Annotated in this window: 25 protein-coding genes; 15 read left to right on the top strand and 10 right to left on the bottom strand. The window is 42.2% G+C overall.

Annotated elements, in window-relative coordinates:
* Positions 1-4: 4 nt before the first annotated feature.
* The 10 genes from hisIE to LKO28_RS06075 all read right to left on the bottom strand — a co-directional run bounded on the left by hisIE (position 5) and on the right by LKO28_RS06075 (position 8,445).
* A complete protein-coding gene (gene hisIE / locus LKO28_RS06120; RefSeq protein ID WP_227693827.1) occupies positions 5-586 on the bottom strand; it encodes a bifunctional phosphoribosyl-AMP cyclohydrolase/phosphoribosyl-ATP diphosphatase HisIE in 582 nt (193 codons plus the stop codon).
* Between the two features lie 19 nt (positions 587-605).
* A complete protein-coding gene (gene hisF / locus LKO28_RS06115) occupies positions 606-1,358 on the bottom strand; it encodes an imidazole glycerol phosphate synthase subunit HisF (RefSeq protein WP_227693826.1) in 753 nt (250 codons plus the stop codon).
* 2 nt (positions 1,359-1,360) lie between these two features.
* Positions 1,361-2,113 carry a HisA/HisF-related TIM barrel protein gene (locus LKO28_RS06110; protein ID WP_227693825.1) on the bottom strand — a complete coding sequence of 251 codons (753 nt, stop codon included), beginning with the start codon at positions 2,111-2,113 and terminating at the stop codon, positions 1,361-1,363.
* A gap of 76 nt (positions 2,114-2,189) precedes the next feature.
* Complete coding sequence (gene hisH, locus LKO28_RS06105; protein ID WP_227693824.1) at positions 2,190-2,780, bottom strand: imidazole glycerol phosphate synthase subunit HisH; 591 nt, start codon at positions 2,778-2,780, stop codon at positions 2,190-2,192.
* Positions 2,781-2,786: 6 nt separating this feature from the next.
* A complete protein-coding gene (gene hisB, locus LKO28_RS06100; protein WP_227693823.1) occupies positions 2,787-3,914 on the bottom strand; it encodes a bifunctional histidinol-phosphatase/imidazoleglycerol-phosphate dehydratase HisB in 1,128 nt (375 codons plus the stop codon).
* 50 nt (positions 3,915-3,964) lie between these two features.
* Positions 3,965-5,044 (bottom strand): histidinol-phosphate transaminase, encoded by a 1,080-nt coding sequence (gene hisC / locus LKO28_RS06095; protein ID WP_227693822.1) that lies wholly within the window; start codon positions 5,042-5,044, stop codon positions 3,965-3,967.
* Positions 5,045-5,181: 137 nt separating this feature from the next.
* Positions 5,182-6,096: a ribonuclease Z gene (locus LKO28_RS06090; RefSeq protein WP_227693821.1), complete on the bottom strand. Its 915-nt coding sequence runs from the start codon at positions 6,094-6,096 to the stop codon at positions 5,182-5,184.
* Positions 6,083-6,469, bottom strand: coding sequence for an STAS domain-containing protein (locus LKO28_RS06085; protein ID WP_227693820.1), 387 nt, complete (start codon positions 6,467-6,469; stop codon positions 6,083-6,085). The genes LKO28_RS06090 and LKO28_RS06085 overlap by 14 nt, the downstream gene beginning before the upstream one ends.
* Positions 6,466-7,413, bottom strand: a complete 948-nt coding sequence (locus tag LKO28_RS06080) for a phosphoribosylaminoimidazolesuccinocarboxamide synthase (RefSeq protein ID WP_227693819.1) — start codon at positions 7,411-7,413, stop codon at positions 6,466-6,468. Before LKO28_RS06080 ends, LKO28_RS06085 begins: the two co-directional genes overlap by 4 nt.
* Before the next feature lie 72 nt (positions 7,414-7,485).
* A complete protein-coding gene (locus LKO28_RS06075; protein WP_227693818.1) occupies positions 7,486-8,445 on the bottom strand; it encodes a PhoH family protein in 960 nt (319 codons plus the stop codon).
* A gap of 278 nt (positions 8,446-8,723) precedes the next feature.
* Between LKO28_RS06075 and LKO28_RS06070 the strand changes: the two genes are divergently transcribed.
* The 15 genes from LKO28_RS06070 to LKO28_RS06000 all read left to right on the top strand — a co-directional run bounded on the left by LKO28_RS06070 (position 8,724) and on the right by LKO28_RS06000 (position 22,442).
* Positions 8,724-9,509 carry an S-adenosyl-l-methionine hydroxide adenosyltransferase family protein gene (locus tag LKO28_RS06070; RefSeq protein WP_227693817.1) on the top strand — a complete coding sequence of 262 codons (786 nt, stop codon included), beginning with the start codon at positions 8,724-8,726 and terminating at the stop codon, positions 9,507-9,509.
* A gap of 1 nt (position 9,510) precedes the next feature.
* Complete coding sequence (locus LKO28_RS06065) at positions 9,511-10,059, top strand: hypothetical protein (protein ID WP_227693816.1); 549 nt, start codon at positions 9,511-9,513, stop codon at positions 10,057-10,059.
* 56 nt (positions 10,060-10,115) lie between these two features.
* Positions 10,116-11,957, top strand: coding sequence for an ABC transporter ATP-binding protein (locus LKO28_RS06060; protein WP_227693815.1), 1,842 nt, complete (start codon positions 10,116-10,118; stop codon positions 11,955-11,957).
* Between the two features lie 110 nt (positions 11,958-12,067).
* Complete coding sequence (locus LKO28_RS06055) at positions 12,068-12,442, top strand: hypothetical protein (RefSeq protein ID WP_227693814.1); 375 nt, start codon at positions 12,068-12,070, stop codon at positions 12,440-12,442.
* Positions 12,443-12,499: 57 nt separating this feature from the next.
* A complete protein-coding gene (locus tag LKO28_RS06050) occupies positions 12,500-13,159 on the top strand; it encodes a heme exporter protein CcmB (RefSeq protein ID WP_227693813.1) in 660 nt (219 codons plus the stop codon).
* A gap of 90 nt (positions 13,160-13,249) precedes the next feature.
* On the top strand, positions 13,250-13,915 hold the full coding sequence (ccsA, locus tag LKO28_RS06045; protein WP_227693812.1) for a cytochrome c biogenesis protein: 666 nt from the start codon (positions 13,250-13,252) through the stop codon (positions 13,913-13,915).
* 10 nt (positions 13,916-13,925) lie between these two features.
* A complete protein-coding gene (locus LKO28_RS06040; protein ID WP_227693811.1) occupies positions 13,926-14,123 on the top strand; it encodes a CcmD family protein in 198 nt (65 codons plus the stop codon).
* A 6-nt stretch (positions 14,124-14,129) separates the two neighbouring features.
* Positions 14,130-15,113: a DUF6427 family protein gene (locus LKO28_RS06035; protein ID WP_227693810.1), complete on the top strand. Its 984-nt coding sequence runs from the start codon at positions 14,130-14,132 to the stop codon at positions 15,111-15,113.
* A gap of 105 nt (positions 15,114-15,218) precedes the next feature.
* On the top strand, positions 15,219-16,541 hold the full coding sequence (locus LKO28_RS06030; protein ID WP_227693809.1) for a hypothetical protein: 1,323 nt from the start codon (positions 15,219-15,221) through the stop codon (positions 16,539-16,541).
* Positions 16,542-16,543: 2 nt separating this feature from the next.
* Complete coding sequence (gene lptC, locus LKO28_RS06025; RefSeq protein ID WP_227693808.1) at positions 16,544-17,146, top strand: LPS export ABC transporter periplasmic protein LptC; 603 nt, start codon at positions 16,544-16,546, stop codon at positions 17,144-17,146.
* Between the two features lie 114 nt (positions 17,147-17,260).
* Positions 17,261-19,360, top strand: coding sequence for a peptidylprolyl isomerase (locus LKO28_RS06020; RefSeq protein WP_227693807.1), 2,100 nt, complete (start codon positions 17,261-17,263; stop codon positions 19,358-19,360).
* Between the two features lie 59 nt (positions 19,361-19,419).
* Complete coding sequence (locus tag LKO28_RS06015) at positions 19,420-19,935, top strand: DUF2480 family protein (RefSeq protein WP_227693806.1); 516 nt, start codon at positions 19,420-19,422, stop codon at positions 19,933-19,935.
* A gap of 31 nt (positions 19,936-19,966) precedes the next feature.
* Positions 19,967-20,755: a DUF3108 domain-containing protein gene (locus tag LKO28_RS06010; RefSeq protein ID WP_227693805.1), complete on the top strand. Its 789-nt coding sequence runs from the start codon at positions 19,967-19,969 to the stop codon at positions 20,753-20,755.
* A 5-nt stretch (positions 20,756-20,760) separates the two neighbouring features.
* Complete coding sequence (locus LKO28_RS06005; RefSeq protein WP_227693804.1) at positions 20,761-21,324, top strand: DUF3109 family protein; 564 nt, start codon at positions 20,761-20,763, stop codon at positions 21,322-21,324.
* 146 nt (positions 21,325-21,470) lie between these two features.
* On the top strand, positions 21,471-22,442 hold the full coding sequence (locus tag LKO28_RS06000; protein ID WP_227693803.1) for a polyprenyl synthetase family protein: 972 nt from the start codon (positions 21,471-21,473) through the stop codon (positions 22,440-22,442).
* Positions 22,443-22,447: the final 5 nt, after the last annotated feature.

The following is a 22,447-nucleotide window of genomic DNA, read 5'->3' as shown; positions in this document are numbered from 1 at the left end:
CTTTTTATTGATGCCGACTTTCTAGGTTTTTGGCAATCACCTGTAAATCCAAACCTTTTTCCCGAAGAAGTACCAGCAAATGGAAGAATAGATCGGAGGACTCATTGATAAAATCGTGTTCCGTTTCGGCCAATGCAGCTATAACTGTTTCTACAGCCTCTTCACCAACTTTCTGGGCGATTTTATTCAAGCCTCTCTGCCGTAGGCGGTTCACATAAGATTCTTCTATCGGATGATCGTAACGCTGCTGCACGATACGCTCCAATTGTAATAGGAAGTTCTGATTATATTCGGTCTGGAAACAACTGCGCGCGCCGGTATGGCAGGTCGGTCCCGCCGGCCTGACCTTTATTAATAAGGTATCATTATCACAATCCGCATGGAAAGAAACCATCTCTAAAAAGTGACCACTTTCCTCTCCTTTTGTCCACAATCTATTTTTGCTTCGCGAATAAAAGGTTACGCGTCTCTCTTGTTGAGTCTTCGTCCACGCCTCCTCATTCATATACCCTAACATCAGCACTTCGAGTGTCTGACTATCCTGTATAACAACGGGAATCAATCCGTCTCCTTTTGCGAAATCCATTTTATTGTATTTATATTAGCTATCTAACCACAATTCCGTTCGTTCGGAGCGTCTCTTTCAGCTCTGGGATCAAAATTTCGCCATAATGAAACACCGATGCTGCCAAAGCAGCATCTACATTGGCCTGCTGAAATACGTCCACAAAATGCGCTTGTTTTCCTGCCCCGCCCGACGCAATCAATGGTATATTTATCGTCTCGTTAATTTGTCTTAATAACGTGTTATCAAAGCCATTCTTCGTTCCGTCATGATCCATTGAAGTCAAAAGGATCTCTCCCGCGCCTCGTTGCTCTGCTTCTTTAACCCAATCCTCCGTGCGTATATCGGTTTTATCTCGACCACCGCGTAAATAAACAAAATTTTCTCCGTCGACCACACGCGTATCGACCGCAACAACAACAAATTGACGTCCGAAAGAACGGGCAAGTTCGTCAATCAATGCCGGGTTACGCACGGCTGCCGAATTGATTGAAATTTTGTCTGCTCCGGCATGCAATAATATCTCGGCGTCTTTCAATTCGTTTATTCCGCCACCTATGGTAAAAGGAATATTAATTTGCTTAGCTACAGCTTTTACCAGCTCGATGGTCGTCTTACGTTTTTCGTGCGTAGCCGTGATGTCGAGAAACACCAATTCGTCTGCTCCCTGTTGCGAATACTGCCAAGCGAGCTCAACTGGATCGCCAGCATCCCGCAGATCCACGAAGTTAACGCCTTTTACAGTACGACCATCTTTGACATCCAAACAGGGGATAATACGTTTTGCCAACATACTTAGATACTGATAAGCGCTTTCAGGTTCCAGTCTTTAATCTCGTCAATGCTAATCTTGTTCTCATAGATGGCTTTCCCCACCACGCAAGATTCCATTCTACCGAGTGCTTGTAAGTCACGGATGTCATCCATCGAACTTATCCCACCTGATCCTATCAATTTGATGATCGGTGAGTGATCCAGTAGTTTCTGATATAGTTCTACACCGGCGCCACCGAGCTTTCCGTCCTTACTAATGTCTGTACATAGAAAACGGAAAAAACCTAAAGAAAGACATTTGTCGATATAAGCGATCAGCTTAATGGGTGAGCTTTCTAGCCAACCCGAATATTTAATGACTTCATCCAATACATCGATTGCAATAACAATATGATCAGCGTATTTTACACGTCCTTCATTAAGCTTGCTAAGCTCCTCCAAAAAGGTTGGATTGGTAATAGCCTGCGTTCCAACGATCACCCGATAAACACCTGCATCCACTAATTCTTTGACTTTCTCAATGCTTCTCACCCCTCCGCCATACTGCACTTTCATATCTGTTTTACGAATAATGTCAAACAGATAATCCTGATTACTGAAATCGCCCTTCGCACCATTCAAATCAATGATATGAACGATTTCGGTACCATTGGCATGATACATCTTTATTTGTTCTTCCAATGATATGTCATACGTCGTGACGTCATCGTAATTGCCCTCTCTCAGACGGACAACCTTTTTATCCAAAACATCAATAGCAGGAATGATATACATATTCTACAGTAATAAGTTAAATGTCACGACTTATAAAGTCGTCAATTAATAATCAACAATTATAAACAATATCTACCTATAATTGAGAAAAATTCAGCAATATCTGCTCTCCAGGCTTCCCGGATTTCTCCGGATGAAACTGTACACCGTAAAAATTATCTTTTTGTAGAGCAGCTGAAAAAACCACGTCGTATGTACAAAACGCACTGGTGTATTGTTCATCCGCCTCAATAAAATAAGAGTGTACAAAATAGAAGTAACTATTCTCAGAAATCCCCTTAAAAAGAGGACAATCTTTCTTGGGCACGATACTATTCCATCCCATGTGTGGAACTTTCTTGCCAATACGCTTTTCGAAATGCAAGGTTTTCAATGGCACAATATTCAAAAGTTCGGCCGAACCTTCTTCTGAAAATGCCGTCAACAATTGCATCCCCACACAAATCCCCAATACCGGTTTGCCCGATGCGATAATATGCTGCACCAAGCCCGTCTCTTGCAATTTCAGCATGGCGGCTCCGGCGTGTCCCACTCCCGGGATTATAATACGATCGTAAAGATCAAAATCCGCGACCTTATCGATCATACCATAGGCAATACCGACACGGTGCAGTGCCGCGGTCAATGAAAAAATATTTCCTGCTCCGTAATTTACGATTCCGATCATCTTTTTCTACAAAACCCCTTTTGTACTCGGCAATTGCATATTCTCCGCATCTCGGCGAACTGCTTTTTTTATTGATTTCGCGAATGCCTTGAAAATAGCCTCTATTTTATGGTGCTCATTATCGCCTTCCGCTTTGATATTCAAATTTGACTTCGATGCATCCGAGAATGATTTAAAGAAATGGAAAAACATCTCTGTAGGCATATCCCCTATTTTCTCGCGGTTGAAAGTTGCCTCCCATACGATCCAATTTCGGCCACCGAAATCGATCGCTACTTGTGCCAGGCAGTCATCCATCGGCAAAGTATACGCATAACGTTCAATACCGCGTTTATCCCCTAAAACCTTTAGGAAGATTTCGCCCAACGCGATACCGGTATCTTCAATAGTATGATGTTCATCGATGTGCAAATCACCTTTCGCCTTTACCGTTAGATCAATTGCACCGTGTCGTGCGATCTGATCAAGCATATGATCAAAGAACGGTAAACCGGTATCGATATCTGATTTTCCAGAACCATCCAAATTTACGTGGATGTAGATATCGGTTTCATTCGTTTTACGATGGTGTTCGCCGGTACGCGTGCCTAGTTTTAAAAACTCATATATAGACTTCCAATCGGTTGTTTCCAACGCAATCGCATCGTTTTGTATCTGCACGTTCTCCGCCTTGCCTAACATTTCATCGTTACGCAACCAGATGGCTTGCGCGCCCATATTCTCCGCTAGCTTTACATCATTGACACGATCGCCTATCACAAAAGATCCTGCTAGGTCATACTTCTCTGCGTTGAAATAATCTCCCAACATGCCGATACCCGGTTTCCGGGTAGGGGCGTTTTCATGTGGAAATGTACGATCAATGTGCTCCCGGACAAATTGAACCCCTTCTCCAGCAAACGTATCTAGTATAAAATGATGTACGGGCCAAAAATTTTCTTCGGGATGCGATGTGGTGCCCAACCCATCTTGGTTGGATACCAAAACCAATTCAAAATCCAGTTCTTTTGCTATGCGTGGTAAATATTGCAGTGCTCCCGGATAGAACTTAAGCTTCGCAAACGAATCAATCTGCTCGTCTTCCGGCTCCAAGATCAACGTACCATCGCGGTCTATAAATAATACTCTCTTCATTTTTATTTTTTCCAATAACTGATACGGGGTTAACACCGTAGGTGTGCTATTTACATCCTTCTCTGCGTTTGATCCTCATAAAACTCCCGCATACTCTTTAATAACAGATTATTTTCTTGGGGCGTGCCAATCGTCAACCGCAAGCATCCTTCGCACAATTCGACTTTAGAACGGTCGCGCACAATAATCCCCCGATCAACCAAAAAATCATAAAGCGCTCTCGGCTCCTCTAACTTGACCAATATAAAGTTGGCGTCTGAAGGCGTCACATGCACAACTTGAGGCATCGTCAGCAATGATTCGGCGAGTTTTTCCCGCTCTTTCACAACTTCTTTAATCCACTCATTGACAATATCCACCCCATCCAAAGCCTCCAACACAATATCTTGCGTCGCTTGATTGATGTTATAGGGTGGTTTAATTTTGTTAAAAACCGTGATAATATCCTTACTAGCAAAAGCCATCCCTAATCGCAAGGCAGCAAGTCCCCAAGCTTTGGAAAGCGTCTGCAAGACCACCAAATTGGGAAATTCTCCCAAATCCGACGTAAAAGAAGCCTGCTTAGCGAAATTGATATAGGCTTCATCGACAACCACAATCCCATCGAAATTGACTAAGATTGTCTCGATATCTTGTCGGTGAATACTATTGCCAGTAGGGTTATTAGGGGAACAGATAAAGATAAGTTTGGTATGCGCATCAATAGCCGAAGCAATCCCTTCTAAATCCAGCTGGTAATCGGCTGTCAAGTTTATTTTTTTATAGGCGACGTTATTAATATTGGCCGAAACCTCGTACATACCATACGTGGGCGGCACTAAAATAACGTTATCTCTTCCCGGCTCACAAAAAGCACGAAAAAGAATGTCAATCGCTTCATCACTACCGTTCCCCAAAAAAATATTCTCCTCAGGGACACCTTTGATAAGGCGCAGTTTTTCTTTTACTCGATGTTGCAAGGGGTCCGGATAGCGATTATAGTTTTTAGCGTATGGTGAACCAAACGCATTTTCATTGGCATCCAATAGAACAGAGGCTTCCCCTTTAAATTCGTCCCGTGCAGATGAATAGGGCACTAATTTTTTTATGTTATCCCTCAGCAATACGTTTAGGCTAAAAGACGTCTTCATATTTTTTTCATTAGAACAATGTATTCTTTATGGCAATGAAGCTTGCATAGGCTAAATGATTTCTATTCTTTTCTTAGCAACTGCTCATGCAGGTCTTCAATTGAACGTGTAAAGATGCGGAAAAATATACAAAAACCCTATACTAAAAACCATTTGCCTTCCTCCGATAACTCTGTAGCAAAAAAAACTGTCCTTGCCTCTGACAATAGGGGCTGTAAATCTTTATAACGAGCGGAAAAATGCCCAAGCAACAGTTTCTTAGCAGCTACTTTACGCGCTACTTCTGCTGCTTCCAAACTGGTTGTATGAAACGTTTCCTTCGCACGTTCGACCCGATCATGCAAAAATGTTGCTTCGTGATATAACAAGTCGACTCCACGGATAGCCTCCAAATAATCATCGTGCACGACGGTATCGGAGCAATATGCATAGCTACGCGATGGGGGCGGCGTATCGGTCAGATCTTTGGCTGGATAAACGGTACCGTCTGCAGCCACGTAGTCTACTCCATTTTTGATAAGACGCCGGTAGGATGCCGGTATATGCAACCGCTCCACTTCTTCTTTTTTTAAGGAAGCTGACCGCTGTTTTTCATCAAAACGAAAACCGGTACAGGGGATACGGTGGCGTAGCGGAAAACTCCGTACACAAAGGAGATTGTTTTCAAATATAATTTGTTCCTGGTGCTCATCTGTTGCATGGAAAATCAAGGGGTAACGCAGCTGCGTATCCGAGTATTTAAATTGTACCTCCAGAATCTCTTTGAGCGCAGGCGGACCGTACAAATGCAATTCGTTCTTACGCCCCACCAAATGTTGTGAAGAAAGCAGCCCAATAAGACCAAAATAATGATCTCCATGCAAATGGCTGATAAAAATATGGTTAATCCGACTGCCTTTTATGCCATAGCGGAATAATTGCATTTGGGTACCTTCACCGCAGTCTATAAGAAAAAGCTGTTCATTAAAGTTTAGAACTTGGGATGTTGGATGACGCCCGAACATGGGCGTCGCCGAACTGTTTCCCAAAATCAAAACCTCAAACTTCGTCATGCTGGCCCGTTCTTAGATCTAATCGAATTTCATTACCAAAAATCATATCCTCTGCAGCGGAAACTGTTGGGGCTGTTTTAAAATACCCTTCCATATTGGCCATCTTTAGCAAGGTTAAGAGTCTATCGTTTAAGCCAGTAAGAATAAAGAGCCCACCCGAGGCTTTGCATAACCGACGCGCCAATAACCCCATGCGCAAGCCGTCTTCATCCGCATCCTCAACATTACACAGATCTAATACAATATTACGCTGGCCGCCCGTATGGCGCAACATAAACTCACCTTTCAATTTCGCTGCAGCCTCCCCGTCTAGGAAGTTCCGCAGTGGTTCAATAACCACATAGCGTTCATGCTTGTCAACCGTAAATTTCATATCAATTTATTTAATGCTTCTATTACATTTCGTTCCACCCGCGAAACGATGTTTTCACTGTCTGGATATTGAAATTGTTCTCCAGTAATATGTTCGTAAAGTTCAATATAGCGTGCAGATATGGACTGCACAATTTCATCCGTCATCTCGGGAACCGTCTGACCATCTTTGCCTTGAAAGTCATTATTCATGAGCCACTCTCTCACAAACTCTTTGGAAAGTTGGCGCTGTGGCTCCCCCTTGGCTTGGCGCTGCTCGTACCCCTCGGCATAAAAATACCGAGACGAATCGGGCGTATGGATTTCATCCATCAAATAAATTTGCCCCCCACGCTCTCCAAACTCATACTTCGTATCAACCAGTATTAGTCCGCGTTCACGCGCCATTTCTGTACCGCGTTGATAGAGCGCATGCGCATATTTTTCTAATTGTTCATAATCTTCTTCGCTTACGATGCCTTTCGCAATGAGATCTGTTTGCGAAATATCTTCATCATGCCCCACATCTGCCTTTGTAGTAGGCGTTATAATCGGCTGCGGAAGTTTATCGTTTTCTTTCAACCCGTCCGGCACAGTCACCCCACATATCGTTCTTTTTCCTTCCCGATAAGTACGCCATAAATGACCGGCAAGATAACCTCTGATCACCATTTCGACTTTGAATGGTTCGCACTTATAACCTATCGTAGCGTTGGGGTCGGGTACCGAAATAACCCAATTTGGAATAATATCCTGAGTAGCCTCCAAAAATTTAGCCGCAATTTGGTTCAACACTTGACCTTTGTAGGGGATCGGACGAGGCAAAACAACATCAAAAGCCGAAATTCTATCCGAAGCCACCATCACCAAGTAATCCTCCGCAAGGCTATATACGTCACGCACTTTGCCTTTATAAAAGGCCTTTTGTTTCTGGAATTTAAATGCTGTTTCTTTTATTGCGTTCATCTTGTTATTTATAATGCTTCGTACCGTGCTTTGCGCATGTTCTTTTTACTTGTTCATCATCATTATGCTAACCTAAATATCGCCATACGCCTCCAATATACGTCTTACAAGCTTATGCCGAACTACATCGGACCCGCTTAAGTGAATAATATCGATACCTTTTATTTTTTCTAAAAGTTTTACCGCGGTCGCTAGGCCAGATTGTGTTTTCTTAGGCAAATCGATTTGAGTCAAATCTCCAGTGACAATAAATTTTGCCGTAGGCCCCATTCGTGTAAGAAACATTTTCAATTGCATATCGGTAGCGTTCTGTGCTTCATCCAAGATAACAAAACAATTATCCAAGGTACGACCACGCATAAAGGCTAGCGGTGCAACCTCTATCACCCTGCGTTCCAAATAATCTTTCAATTTATCCGCCGGAATCATGTCATCCAACGCATCATACAATGGGCGTAAATAAGGATCCACCTTCTCTTTGAGGTCGCCCGGCAGGAATCCAAGATTCTCGCCAGCTTCCACCGCAGGACGCGTCAATATGATACGCTTTATTTCCTTATTCCTTAGCGCCCGTACAGCTAATGCTACGGCCGTATACGTTTTTCCCGTTCCCGCCGGTCCGATGGCAAACAGAATATCATTATGAGCGATACTCTGCACCATTTTTAGTTGATTCGGTGTGCGGGCACGGACGATCAAACCGTTAGGCCCATATACTATCGGCTCTCCTTTAAAAGCCACCGGTTCTGCTTTCTTTTCATCTGTTCGCACTGCGGAACCTGTTATACCCAAGATATCCTCTAAAACCGCGGCATCTAAGTTTTGAAATTGCGCTATATGTGTCAATATGCGCGCAAATACTTTCTCAAACCGCTGCTGTTCGGATTCTTCTCCTAACACCTTTAATTCATTGCCCCGGGCCACTAAACGCAGTTTCGGAAACCCCTTCTTTATTAACTCAAAATATTCATTTTGAGTGCCCCATAACGTCACCAAGTTAACGTCATCTAATGGTATAAGTACTTCGTTCAAATTGTTTGTATATATTATGTGTAATAAAGATAGATGTTTTACAGCAATCCGCTATACCTATTGACCAATTTTCTTATTAAGCTGCTTGATACAATTCATTTAATGAATCAAAAATACAAATTACGTTCCGTTATTAGTAGGTGCGCAACAAAAAAACCGAATTTAGCGCGGCAACGGTTTATATTGCACTTTCTTTTATTACTTTTGTAGTTCTTTTAAAGGAGAGAGCAGCATCACATTTTAATGTTTTTTTCGTATCTCTAAAGGGTACATAGTGTATGGGAGTAATAACGCTTACAACAGATTTGGGGCACCGTGATTTTTATCAAGCGGCATTGAAAGGCAGCATCATATCGCAGCTGCCGCATGTCCGTCTAGTAGATATTACGCACGAAATACCTTCTTTTGATATACAGCGTGCCGCTGTCGTGCTTCGTAACGCTTTCCATTATTTCCCGAAAGGAACGGTACATCTCATCGGTATCGATACTGTTTTTCAAGAGGATTCCCGCTACGCCATGATGAAATTTGAAGACCACTTTTTTGTGGGAGCAGACAATGGCATTTTCAGCATTATCTTGGGAGAACATGAAGCCCAAGAGTTATTCGAAATCGACATCATGCAAGACTTACGGTATCTTCATTTCCCGCTTGCTGATATTCTTTCTAAAGCCGCTTGCCATATTGCTAAGGGTGAACCGCTAGCTGTCATTGGTCAACCAATGGACAAACCGCTCAAAAAAGTATTGGTACAACCGTTGGTAACCGTTAACACGATAAAAGGACATGTTTCCTATATCGATGCATTCGGAAACGTCATTAGCAACATCAGCAAAGAACTTTTCAACGACATCCAAAAAGGACGAGCCTTCAAACTACATTTTAAAAGGAACGAAACCATCAGTAGACTGAGTTGGCACTATAATGAAGTACCTGAAGGAGAAAAACTTTGTTTATTCGGAATCAGCAATTTCTTGGAAATTGCTATCAACAAAGGCCATGCAAGCCGACTATTGGGATTACAGCAGGATGAGGTCGTAATGGTAGAATTTCTAGACGATTAACATGAAGCAATTCTTCATTTTTTTATTCTTTTTTGCGGGAATACTGCCCGGATGCCTTGCGCAACCTAATGTTGACATAGATTCCCTCAACTACGAACAACAAAGAAAACGCGTAAATAATTTATTAGAAGAGCGTAGTCGACGCTTTGGAGCGTTCGACACTAGCTTACGGCAGAAGACCGGGATATTCGGTTTGTTCAAGCGGAAAGCAGACATGCAGAAGTCCATTAACATTCTCCGAGAGGTTGTTCTAGTAGATAACGACATCTTTCTGGAAACGAAGAAACTACTCGATATCAAAGGCAATGAAAGTAGTCGAAATGAAAATTTGGTTATACAGTATGATCGGGAAATTTTGGGCTACATGCAAACCATTACGAAACTTCAAAGCGAAAACGAGAAACTACGTCAGCAAATCGACATCCTGAACAACCAACAACGCAGTCAACGTACCATCATCTTTTGCACGATCCTCCTCCTGTTAGGGCTAGGCTTTATCACTTTCAGATATTTTAGGGACCGTAAGCATCAAAATTTGACGCAAGAGTGATAAGGTCACATAAATAATACTGTATTTTTGCTAGCTAATAATCCCAGTTAAAGAGAATGGCGAGATCGCGTTTGAATAGTGGTAATACACAGTCGGAAGACTTACCTAAACCCAAGATAAATAAGGCGTTACTTAAGAAAGCGTTAAAAATTTTCACCTATTTAAAACCATATAGAGGAAAATTTATATGGGGCATGTTTTTTCTTATTTTATCGAGCTTGACGATGCTGGCGTTCCCTGCGTTACTTGGCGCGATGATCGATGCCGCTCAGGGACAACAAACCTATCCTTGGCTACCCGCTGATCTCCTTAGCATTGGAGGCATTGCGATGACCCTACTTTTTTTCCAATCGATTTTATCTTTCGGCAGAATACGCTTTTTTGTAGAGATAGCAGAGAAAGCGTTGGCAAGCATCCGCAAAGACACCTACCATAGACTCATCACTTTACCCATTGAGTTTTTTGCAAATAGACGAGTGGGCGAATTAAACAGTCGTCTTTCTACAGATTTAGCTCAAATTCAGGACACGCTGACAACGACTTTAGCAGAGATGCTACGTCAAGCCATCAGCCTCGCTTTCGGTATCTGCTTGTTAGTCCTCGTGTCGCCCAAACTAGCGCTGATGAATCTATGTATTCTACCTATCATTATCATCATCGCTATTGTTTTCGGCCGCTTTATACGTAATTTATCCCGCCAAGCACAAGATCAATTGGCCGACTCCAACACGATCGTGCAAGAAACACTATCAGGCATCACCAACGTCAAAGCATTCGTCAATGAATATTATGAGGCCCATCGCTATGCACATAAATTGAATGCGGTAGTAAAACTGGCGGTAAAAGGGGCTACTTATCGGGGCATTTTCGCCTCGTTCATTATATTCTGCATCTTCGGAGCTGTTATTCTCGTTATTTGGTACGGTGCTTCCCTTGTCTCACAAGGTGAAATCTCCGTAGGCGACCTCACGACTTATATACTCTATTCGATGTTTGTCGCTGGATCGATGGGCAGCTTCCCGGAATTATATGCGAACATACAACGCTCCATTGGTGCTAGCGAACGTGTGCTCGACATTTTGGAAGAAGAACCGGAGATGATAACAATATCGGAAAGCAACAATGACATCAGAACGCCCATGAAGGGGGCGCTCAGCTTTAACCAGGTAGGATTTACTTATCCTTCACGGCCGGACATCCCTATCTTAAAAGATATTTCATTTCATGTTGAGGCAGGTAAAAAATTGGCTTTGGTAGGTCCTAGTGGTACGGGAAAATCAACTATAGCCTCCCTCATTTTGCAATTTTACGCGCCTACAGCAGGAAATATCGTCTACGACGGCAAGGACAGCTCAGCTTATTCGCTTACCGACATCCGTAACCAAGTAGCGATCGTTCCGCAGGACGTGTTGCTGTTCGGAGGTACCATCCGCGAAAACATCGGATATGGCCGATTAGACGCCAACGCCGAAGAAATTATAGAGGCTGCTAAACGAGCGAATGCACACGATTTCATTATGACCTTCCCACAAGGTTACGAAACACTAGTGGGCGAAAGAGGCATAAAATTGTCCGGTGGACAACGTCAACGAATCGCTATTGCACGCGCATTATTGAAAGATCCAGCTATTCTAATTCTAGACGAAGCAACCTCCTCTTTAGATTCCGAATCTGAACGTCTTGTTCAATTAGCTTTAGAAGAGTTAATGCGCAACCGTACCTCCGTCATTATTGCCCACCGATTAAGCACCATAAAAGATGCGGATCAGATCGTAGTAATTGAAAACGGCAAAGTATCGGATATAGGAAACCATGTAGAGCTGATGTCCAAAGGTAGCGGTCTTTATCATCACCTGTATTCTTTACAATCAATACAGCATGTTACCCAAACCGGATAAACAGCTCTTTTTTTGCTCAGAAAAAATACTTACGAAAAACTTTTTGCAGCGCTTTTTGTTAGATTAATAAAATATTAATAATTTTTCAGAACAGACAAAAAACAGGTATTATGGAAAATAAAAATGGATTCATTGCATTCGCACTTCTTGGCTTAGCTGCTGGAGCAGCTGCTTATTATTTGTTAGGCACCGATGATGGCAAACGCCAGCTGGAACGTGCGAACGAAAGTGTAAAAGATTTGACGAAGTCAATTAAAGAACTTTCAAAAAAAGAGGCAAAACGTGCTGCTAAAATTGCAAAATCGACGAAAGCCGAATTAGAAAACCTGAAAGCCAAAGCGAAAGATGCGGGCGTGCGGGCAGTAGATGCAGCAGCCGACAAAGCACACAAATTGGCAGACAAGGCTTCACAAGCTGTACACCACGCAGAAGACAAGGCAGAAGAAGTAGTCAACCGAGCAAAATCAGAACTCGACAAAGCTTAAAGCTATTTTGGAGTTTGCGCAGTTTCACACGCAAGTATTCGTATCTTTACATCGTATATGAATACACTCCAACAGGTAAAAACATTAGTTTATAAAGATATCGTTCTTGAATGGCGTTCAAAATACGCGATAAACGGCATCTTATTATATGTTGTATCTACAGTATTTGTATGTTATCAAGCATTCCAATCTGTAGATACACTTGTTTGGAACGCCCTGTTCTGGATTATTATGCTCTTTGCAAGTGTAAACGCTATTAGCCGAAGTTTCGTTCAAGAAAGCCAAAACAGACAACTTTATTACTACACGCTGATTAGCCCCCACGCAGTTATTTTATCGAAGATAATTTACAACACGCTCATTATGGTCCTCTTATCCGTGATCGCGTACCTCGCCTATAGTGTCACCTTTAACAATCCGGTAGGTGATCCCGTTTTATATGCCACCGCAGTTTTGTTAGGAAGTATGAGTTTTGCCTCCGTCTTTACTATGGTATCCGGTATTAGTGCAAAAGCGGGCAACAACAGCACACTCATGGCCATCTTAAGTTTCCCCGTTATTATCCCACTACTTATTGTCTTGATATCCTTATCGCAAAATGCATTAGCAGGCGCACCAAGAGTAGATAGCACAAATGATATCGTCGTCTTACTAGCAATTAATGTAATTACGGTTACTATATCTTTATTGTTATTTCCTTATCTTTGGCGGGATTAATGCTGCAACCGATCCGCCTTCCGGTGGATCATCTTTAGATAATTTTTTAAGTCACCAGCATATGGTGATTTTGAGCAAAACAAACGACAGATGAAAAAATCTTGGTGGAAAATTCTAGGACTGGTGATGGTGGCCATTAGCATTATTGCAGGCTTCCTCGGTCCGGTACCCGCCTTATTCCTCCTACATGAGACCATCCGTAATGTGTATTTCCACGTACCGATGTGGTCTACGATGTTTGTCCTTTACCTGATTTCGGTTATTTATAGCGTGCGTTATCTAAGCAAGGGCCGTATTCAAGACGATCTGATGGCCGTAGAAGCCGTCAATACGGGCATTGTTTTTTGTATTATCGGCTTGTTAACCGGCATGCAGTGGGCTAATATCACCTGGGGAGATTTTTGGCCTAACGACCCAAAAACCAACGGTTCGGCGATCGCTACACTCATGTATCTAGCCTACGTTGTGCTACGAAACGCCCTAGAAGAAGAGCAAAAAAGAGCCAAGATATCGGCAGTATACAATATTTTTGCGTTCCCCATCATGATCGTACTGATGTACATCATGCCCAAAATGACAGATTCCCTACACCCTGGAAGCGGTGGCAACGGAACGTTCGGCGATTTGGATATGGACAACCAAATGCGTCCGGTGTTTTATACCGCAACTATCGGTTGGATACTACTCGGCTTCTGGATATGCTCGTTACGTTATCGCGTACGCCTGCTGGAAAACAAAAGAAACATTATCGAATAACCGTATTATCATGAAGAAGATAGCTACCTTTTTATTACTTCTCATCGCGAGCATCAATGTCTTCGCCCAGGGCGAAATAGAGATGGCTACTGGCCTACGTAGCTCAGGGAAGATATACGTCGTCGTGCTCGTGCTCGTAACCATTTTTATCGTATTGGGCATATTCCTGTTTTTATTGGACCGACGGATTAAGAAGCTGGAGGAGTAAAAAACGATGATTATAAACCAACATCGAAAATTTTCGCCGGTCAATATTATTTTCGTCTCGGCTATCGGTTTGGTTCTATGCCTCGGTATTTTCCTTAGCCTTCCAGCACACATCACCCCGATTTTATTTGAGCCGGCGGTCAATAACCTAATCGGGATACGTATAGGCTCCAATTTATCTCCGGAAGCCAACGTGATGGTAACGTTGATCCTCACGCTTTTACAAGGTTTTTTTTTAAACCGTATTGTCAACAACTTCAACCTGCTCGGCAAACCCAATTTCACCCCAGCATTGATGTATATGACGCTGGTTAGCCTCTTAACCCCCTTCTTAGTTTTGTCCCCTCCTCTTATCTGTAATTTCATCACGATATGGATGCTGGGTAAACTATTCAATATCTATAAACAACACGACATAAAAGCGCTGATGCTTGATCTGGGAATGATCGTAGCCATCGGGAGCCTGATTTACTTCCCCTTTATGGTGATGATGGTACTTTTATGGATAAGTTTATTAATTTTTCGTCCCTTTAACTGGAGAGAATGGCTAACACCGTTATTAGGCTTTTCGACCATATACTTCCTGTTAGGTGTGATCTATTATTGGATGGGCCGCCTCCCCGAATTTTTCGCCATTTTCAAGCCCCTTAGCTACGCTTTCCCGACCGAACTCTCTCTAAATATGTACGATTACCTCGTATTGCTGCCAGTCATTATCACCCTATTTTTTTTCCTCATTGTATTAAAAGACCATTTCTTCAAGAGTGTCGTCCATCTGCGCAAATCATTCCAACTTTTATTTTTCATGATCCTACTGACATTAGGATCTTTCTACCTGAATAAGCATATCACGATTAACCATTTCTTGCTCTGTGCTCCCCCATTCGCAATATACCTTGCATTTTATTTCACCAATTCTAAATCAAAATGGATATACGAAACACTATATCTTATTATCATAGCTTCTATCATCTATTTCCAATTCGTTTAGAAGAACAAACCCACAACTCCCTAACAACCATTCGATTAACCTTTTTTAACAAATAGAACTAACGGAATAGTTAAAAATTAGATAGTTTTGTAGCAAATTTTGACCATGCACATACGTTCGATAGGAAGTTTCACCAAAATAGCACTGCAATTATTGTTAGGATTAAGTTTAGTAGGTATTCAGCAAGGATACGCACAACGATCCACATCACATTCGCCTTACTCACAATTTGGTCTAGGACAAATGCGGAACGACTTATTACCTCAAACGCGTGCTATGGGAGGAATTTCCACCGGTGTGAGGTACCTTACGGGGCTCCCCACGTTGAATATTGCCAATCCAGCTTCTTATTCTGCATTAAACCGCACCGTACTGGAAGCGGGGATGTACGGCAACTTCACACAGCTCTCCAGAGATAATGTGAGTGATCATACCGCCGATTTTGCTTTCGGACACGTCGCGATTGGTATTCCGCTGCAAAAATACGGAGGTTTTTCTTTCGGACTCATCCCATTCTCCGATGTAGGCTATTCTTCGAAAAATGTAGAATCCATAGACAACTTAGTTTATGAGAAGCAAATATTTGGCGAAGGCGGCATCAACAAAGCCTATTTAGGATACGGGGTATCCCCAATTAAAGGTTTAAGTATCGGGGCCAATGCTGGTTTTCTTTTCGGAAACCTACACGACATAACCCAAGTCAAATTTGTAGGCGATCTATCTACGTATCCGGCAGAACTTAAGGAAACGCGAAACATACGAGGATTAACCGTTGACTATGGTCTTCAATACAGCAAATCTATCAATAACAAGTACAACCTAACCCTCGGTTATTCCGGAACGTTGAATAACAATATTACAGCGAGACCAAGTCGAATCATTACGATTTCGGAGAATAATTTCGACGAAGATTATATTGCACCACCACTAGACACGGTTAGTACAGGATCCTTTGCTTCCCGAAAAATCCAACTGCCTTTAAAGCATAATATAGGCTTCACCCTATCAAAAGGATATAATTGGTTAATCGGTGCCGATTTTAATTATGCCGATTGGTCCAAATTCGAAGTACAAGAAGGGCAAAACAAATTGGAGAAAAGCTATGGTGTTGCCGTCGGAGGCCAGATTAAACCCGACCCCACTTCGGTACGCTACTGGAACCAAGTGGATTATCGCTTAGGATTTCGTTACAATCAAACGCCTGTTGTCTATAGAAATCAACGCATCAACGACATGGCCGTTAGTGTTGGGATTGGATTACCACTTCCGGAAACAAACTTTGGTCGCACGTTTTCTCAAATAAACATATCAGCCGAGTTTGGACAACAAGGCTCCCTCAAACATAACCTAGTGCGCGAACGGTACATTAATATCAATTTTGGATTTACGATCAATGACTCTTGGTTTATCCGCCGCAGTTTAGACTAACTATGTTGTTGCGAGGTCGTCACATAACAAAAAGCTTATCCTTAACGCTATATGCATCGTTAGGCGCCTTCGTATTCATCGCCTGTGAAAACGATCTACGGGATGTAGAGAAGATCGCTAACATACAACAGGAAGAAAATGTAAACGTTTCTAAAGATGTAACCGTCATCTACAGTGACTCTGCACGAGTAAAGGCCGAACTAACCGCTCCTGAGCTTCGGGAATATCCGGATAGCATTGCGATGTACGAGTTTAAAGAAGGCGTATTAATACGTTTTTTTGATGAGAAGGGTGTCGAATCCCAACGTATTCGTTCAGAATACGCACTCCAAAAGCAGAACGAGGGTCTTACCGAATTTAGGCGCAATGTAGTGGTCAACATGGCTGATGGCTCCGTCATCAAGACAGAAGAACTGTATTTTGACGAGAAAAAAAACATCTATTACAATACAGTTCCGATCACATTCCAATTCAAGGACCAACGCGGAGATCTGCAGGCCACCTCCTTCGTTTCGGACGCAGACTTCAAAAAAATTGATGGCCAAAATATGACGGGCTTCTTTGTTCCGTCAAACGATCAACAACTTCCTTCTTTCGGCAATTAAAATGTCTGGTGATTTTTTTACACTTTTTTTTCATAAAAGTTGTATCTTGCGCCTTGTTTTTAATAAAGGTCAATTAAGTAACTGAATAAACAGAGTATATAGACTATGGGATTAATGAGCTATTTGCGGAACCGAGCGGGGCTGGTAGTAACCGTGATCGGTTTGGCAATTATTGCGTTTTTATTAGGAGATATCATCAGCTATGGGACTCCTTTTTGGATGAAGAATCAAAATCAAGTGGGCAGCGTTAATGGAGAATCCATCGACTATCAAGTCTTTAACGCACAAGTGGATCAAACGACGGCCATGTATCAACAGCAAATGGGAGGATCTGCATCCCCTCAGATGCGTAATTATGCGGTACAACAAGTTTGGAATCAATTTATCTCCCAAGAACTTTTGAAACAAGAGATCGAAAAAATCGGTCTTTCGGTCGGCAGAGACGAACTCAACAGTTTGGTGTCTGGTGCAAACCCATCTCCTCAAATTGTTCAAGCATTTACAAATCCGCAAACGGGGGTATTTGATAAAACCCAACTCAACACGTTTCTTTCACAAATAAATAGCCAAGGAACACCGGAAATGCGTCAGCAATGGGAGATGCTTTTAGAAAACATCCGTAACGAACGTTTGAACGAAAAGTATTCGAATCTATTGGTCAACAGTGTCTATGTTACTTCTTTGGAAGCCCAAGAAGAATACAACCAACGCAATAAATTGGCGAACTTTAAATATTTGACGCTTGATTATTCCTCGGTGAAAGATGCCGAAATTAAATTAACCGATGCAGATTATAAAGCGTATTATGATGCGCATAAAAACGCCTTTGAGAATCCAGAGGAAACCAGAACAATAGAGTACGTATTATTTGACGCTACACCTACCGCTAATGATACTGCCGCTACAAAATCAGTTATCGAACAATTGAAAAGTGAACTCATAAATTCCACGACAGATTCACTATTTGCAGCCGTCAACTCCGACACGAAATATCCCTATACTTACCTACGTAAAGGCCAAGTTAGCCCTGCACTGGATTCGGTAATTTTCAACAGCCCAATAGGTACGACGGTAGGTCCTTTTTTATCGCAAGATAGATTTGAAATAGCGAAAGTTGTAGAATCAAAATTTAGTCCGGACTCCGTAAAAGCGTCACATATCTTGTTGAACCCTACCGCAGAGGGTGGTGTAGACAAAGCACAAGCGAAAGCAGATTCTATCAAAGGTTTGATTCAGCAAGGAGAAAGTTTCGCTGCCTTGGCAATACAATTTAGCTTAGACGAGGGTAGTAAAATAAACGGCGGCGACTTAGGTACTTTTGCCCGCGGACAAATGGTTCCTGAATTTGACGAAGCCGTATTTTCGGGTAAAATCGGTGATGTCGTAATCGTTAATAGCCGTTTCGGCACCCATATTATTCGCATTGAGAAACAAGTTGGTAACTCTAAAATTGTTAAAGCAGCGATTGTAGACAAGGTGATTAACAGTGGTAAAGCTACCACGGACGCTGCGTACGCAAAAGCAAACAGTTTCTTTAGTGACGCAAATAGTAAAAACTTTGAAGAAATCGCCAATAAAAACAGCACGCCGTTACTTAAAGCAGAACGCGTAATGACCATGGACAATACGTTTAATGGCGTGGAAGTACCGAGAGACTTAATTCGCTGGGCTTTTGAGGCAGAAAAAGGCAACGTTTCTGAGCGTATCTTTGATACTGAAGATCATTTCATCGTCGCTCGCGTAGCCGATATCCAACCTAAGGGCACGCTATCGCTAACAGCAGCAAAGCCACAAATGGAAGCACGCGTTCGTAATGAGGTAAAGGCTAAAATGCTTACCGAAAAGCTGAACAATGCATTAAACGGGGCGTCGTCTATTGATCAGGTTGCACAAAAATTAGGAAAACCAGCAGTAGATATCGAGAATATCGTCTTAGCCAACCCAGTACTTCCAGGTATTGCGATGGAGCCAGCAGTAGTCGGAACAGCATTTGGCCTGCAACCCAACAAACTGTCGAAAGCGGTCAAAGGCGAGCAAGGCGTTTATGCGGTACAAGTAACCGGTTTTGTAAACCCGGCAGAACTTGTTGCCAGCGATATCAATAACCAGAAGCAACAAATACAAACGGCAAAAGCACAACGCTCTTGGGGAGCAATTTACCAAGCGCTTCAACACAAAGCCGATATTCATGACAATCGCATTAGATTCTATTAGGATATAATAAGTAACTTTATAGCCGGACAATAACTGTCCGGCTTTTTGTTTTGTATCGTATGGAGATTCAAGAAAACATCGTCAATAAAGTAGCCCAGAGCGGCCTAGTTACGGTCGATTTGGCCAATTACGCCCCCAAAGAGGAAATCGTGGTGTATGACATCAAGGATAATTTATTCCACGGGCTTATCTTAAAAGAAAAAGATTTTAGAACATTTATTAAAGAACACGACTGGAGCCAATATCAAAATAAACATATTGGCATCATATGTTCCACCGATGCGATCGTCCCTACTTGGGCATATATGCTCCTCGCGAACACGCTCGAACCTTTCGCTGTCTCGGTCCATTTTGGCGACAAAGATACCGTATGGAATAGCTTATTTAGCCAGGCCCTAGACGAGATAGACTTTAAACAATATCAAGATGAACGTGTAGTGGTAAAAGGATGTGGAGAAATTTATATCCCAGAATCTGCATTTATAAAATTTACGCTCGGCTTAAGCAAAGTCGTCAAGAGCATCATGTATGGCGAACCCTGTTCGACGGTACCGGTGTATAAACGCAAGCTTTAAACTATTACCGGCTATCTTTGTCCATTTCTATATGAAAAAATTTTATACGTTTATCACGCTTTGGATTTGTAGCATGGGTTTGACGATGGGACAAACCTTACCTTACCTATCTCAACCCACATACCAAGCCGGTGAGCATTTGACTTATAAATTGAAATACGGGATCTTATCCGTCGCAACCGGAACCCTAAAGGTGGAAAAATCGAAATTGCGCTTTAGTAATCCCAATGCTTTCCATTTATCAGCTTTTGGCCAGACTTCGGGGATATTTTCTGTATATAAAGTTAGAAACAAATACGATTCTTATATAGACGGCAATACCTACCTGCCCTATCTCTATATAGAAGACATCCATGAAGGGAGCTACACGCGCGAAGAGTACGCCACCTTCGACCATCGGAACAAAAAAGTTTCAGGTAAGAAAGGAACATTTACCAGTCCGACAGCACAGTTTTTCGACCTGCTTTCCGCCTATTATTTTTCCCGTAACCTAGACCTGTCTTCGGTAAAAAAGGGCGATTCGTTTAAGATCACGTATTTTTTAAATGACGAGGTAGCACAATTAGGTGTAAAATATATTGGCATCGAAAAAATCAAAACTTCATTAGGAGAATTGGAATGTATTAAATTCAGCCCAGAGATTAGTCCCGGCCGGATATTCCGAAAAGACAGCCAACTTTTCCTATGGGTTACCAATGATGGAAACCGGATTCCTGTCAAAGCCCATGTCGAGATTTTAGTAGGTTCGGTCACCATGGAATTGGTAGACGCAAAAGGATTGAAACACACACTCGGAAAACGTGTTAGTTATTCAAAATAAACAATATGATTGAAGTAGGAAACGTACTTGTGCATGAGGACATTATCAAGAATGACTTCGTTTGTAATCTTAATAAATGTAAGGGCATCTGCTGCGTAGAAGGGGACGCCGGAGCACCCTTAAGCGAAAATGAAACCCATATCCTTCGGGAAATCTACCCTAAAGTAAAACCCTACATGACCGAGAAGGGCATTCAGGCTATTGAAGAACAGGGCACACACGTCATCGATATGGACGGCGATCTGACGACCACTTGCGTAGATGGCAATAAAGAATGTGCTTATGTTACCTGGGATAACGGGATCACGAAATGCGCCATCGAAACAGCCTATGAACAAGGAGAAGTAGACTGGAAAAAACCCATATCCTGCCACCTCTACCCTATTCGAACCACCCATTACCCTGCCTTTGACGTGTTGCATTACGATCGCTGGCATATTTGCAGCGATGCCTGCACCTTTGGCCAGGAACTAGGTGTACCTGTATACAAATTTCTGAAAGAGCCGCTTATTCGGGAATACGGTGAAGATTGGTATAAAGAATTGGAATTAGCAATCGACGCTTTATAAGCTATTTCAGATATAATGTGTATCTTTTGTCCCTATGGAATATCCCGTTTATATTCATCCATGTTTATGTTTTGCCGAACAGGGATATTTCTTATATTTATCGCAATTTTAACTGTTTAAAAAGCCGCGGTGATTAGCCATTTTTCATGCTAAAATTAAAAGATATACAAACCCCAATAGCACAAGAGCTAAAAGAATTTCAAAGTCGGTTTAAGGAATCGATGCATAGTTCTGTCCCCTTATTGAACCGCATTACGCAATACGTTTTGAAACAAAAAGGGAAGCAAATGCGCCCGATGTTTGTTTTTCTTTCCGCCGGATTGTGCGGAAACATTAATGATTCTAGCTATAGAGCTGCCTCATTGGTTGAATTATTACACACCGCATCTTTAATTCATGACGATGTCGTTGATAATGCGAATGAACGCCGCGGATTCTTCTCAGTGAATGCGCTGTGGAAAAACAAAATTGCGGTACTGCTAGGCGATTTCCTGCTTTCGAAAGGCATGTCTCTTTCGGTTGAACATAATGAACTCAACTTATTAAAAGTTATGTCGGATGCCGTGGAAGAAATGAGCGAGGGGGAGTTATTGCAGATCGAAAAAGCACGCAAACTCGACATTCAAGAAGACGTATATTTTGAAATTATCCGTAAGAAAACGGCCTCCCTCATTGCAGCATGCTGCGCGTGTGGCGCATCCTCGGCAAATGCTCCACAAGAGACCATCGACCGTCTGCGCCTGTTCGGAGAAAAAGTAGGAATAGCTTTTCAGATAAAGGATGATCTTTTTGATTTCGGTTTCGACGACGTAGGGAAACCTGTGGGAAATGACATCAAAGAAAAAAAGATGACCTTGCCCCTTATCTATGCCCTTAAAAAAACTGACTCCGCCACCAAGAGATATATTATCAATCTGGTAAAAAACCACAATGAAAACAAAGATAAGACTACCGAAGTTATTACTTTTGTAAGGAGCAGTGGAGGTATGGATTATGCACGAGAAAAGATGTTGCAATACCAACAAGAAGCCTTCGATATATTAACAACGTTTCCTGATAATCCTTACAAACTTGCTCTGGAGCAACTAGTCAGGTTTACGACAGAAAGAAATAAATAGAAAAA

Source organism: Sphingobacterium sp. FBM7-1, assembly GCF_020687765.1.
In the GTDB taxonomy this organism is placed as follows: Bacteria; Bacteroidota; Bacteroidia; order Sphingobacteriales; family Sphingobacteriaceae; genus Sphingobacterium.
The sequence above is the reverse complement of the archived record's forward strand: the minus strand, read 5'-3'. Positions and strand labels throughout refer to the sequence as shown.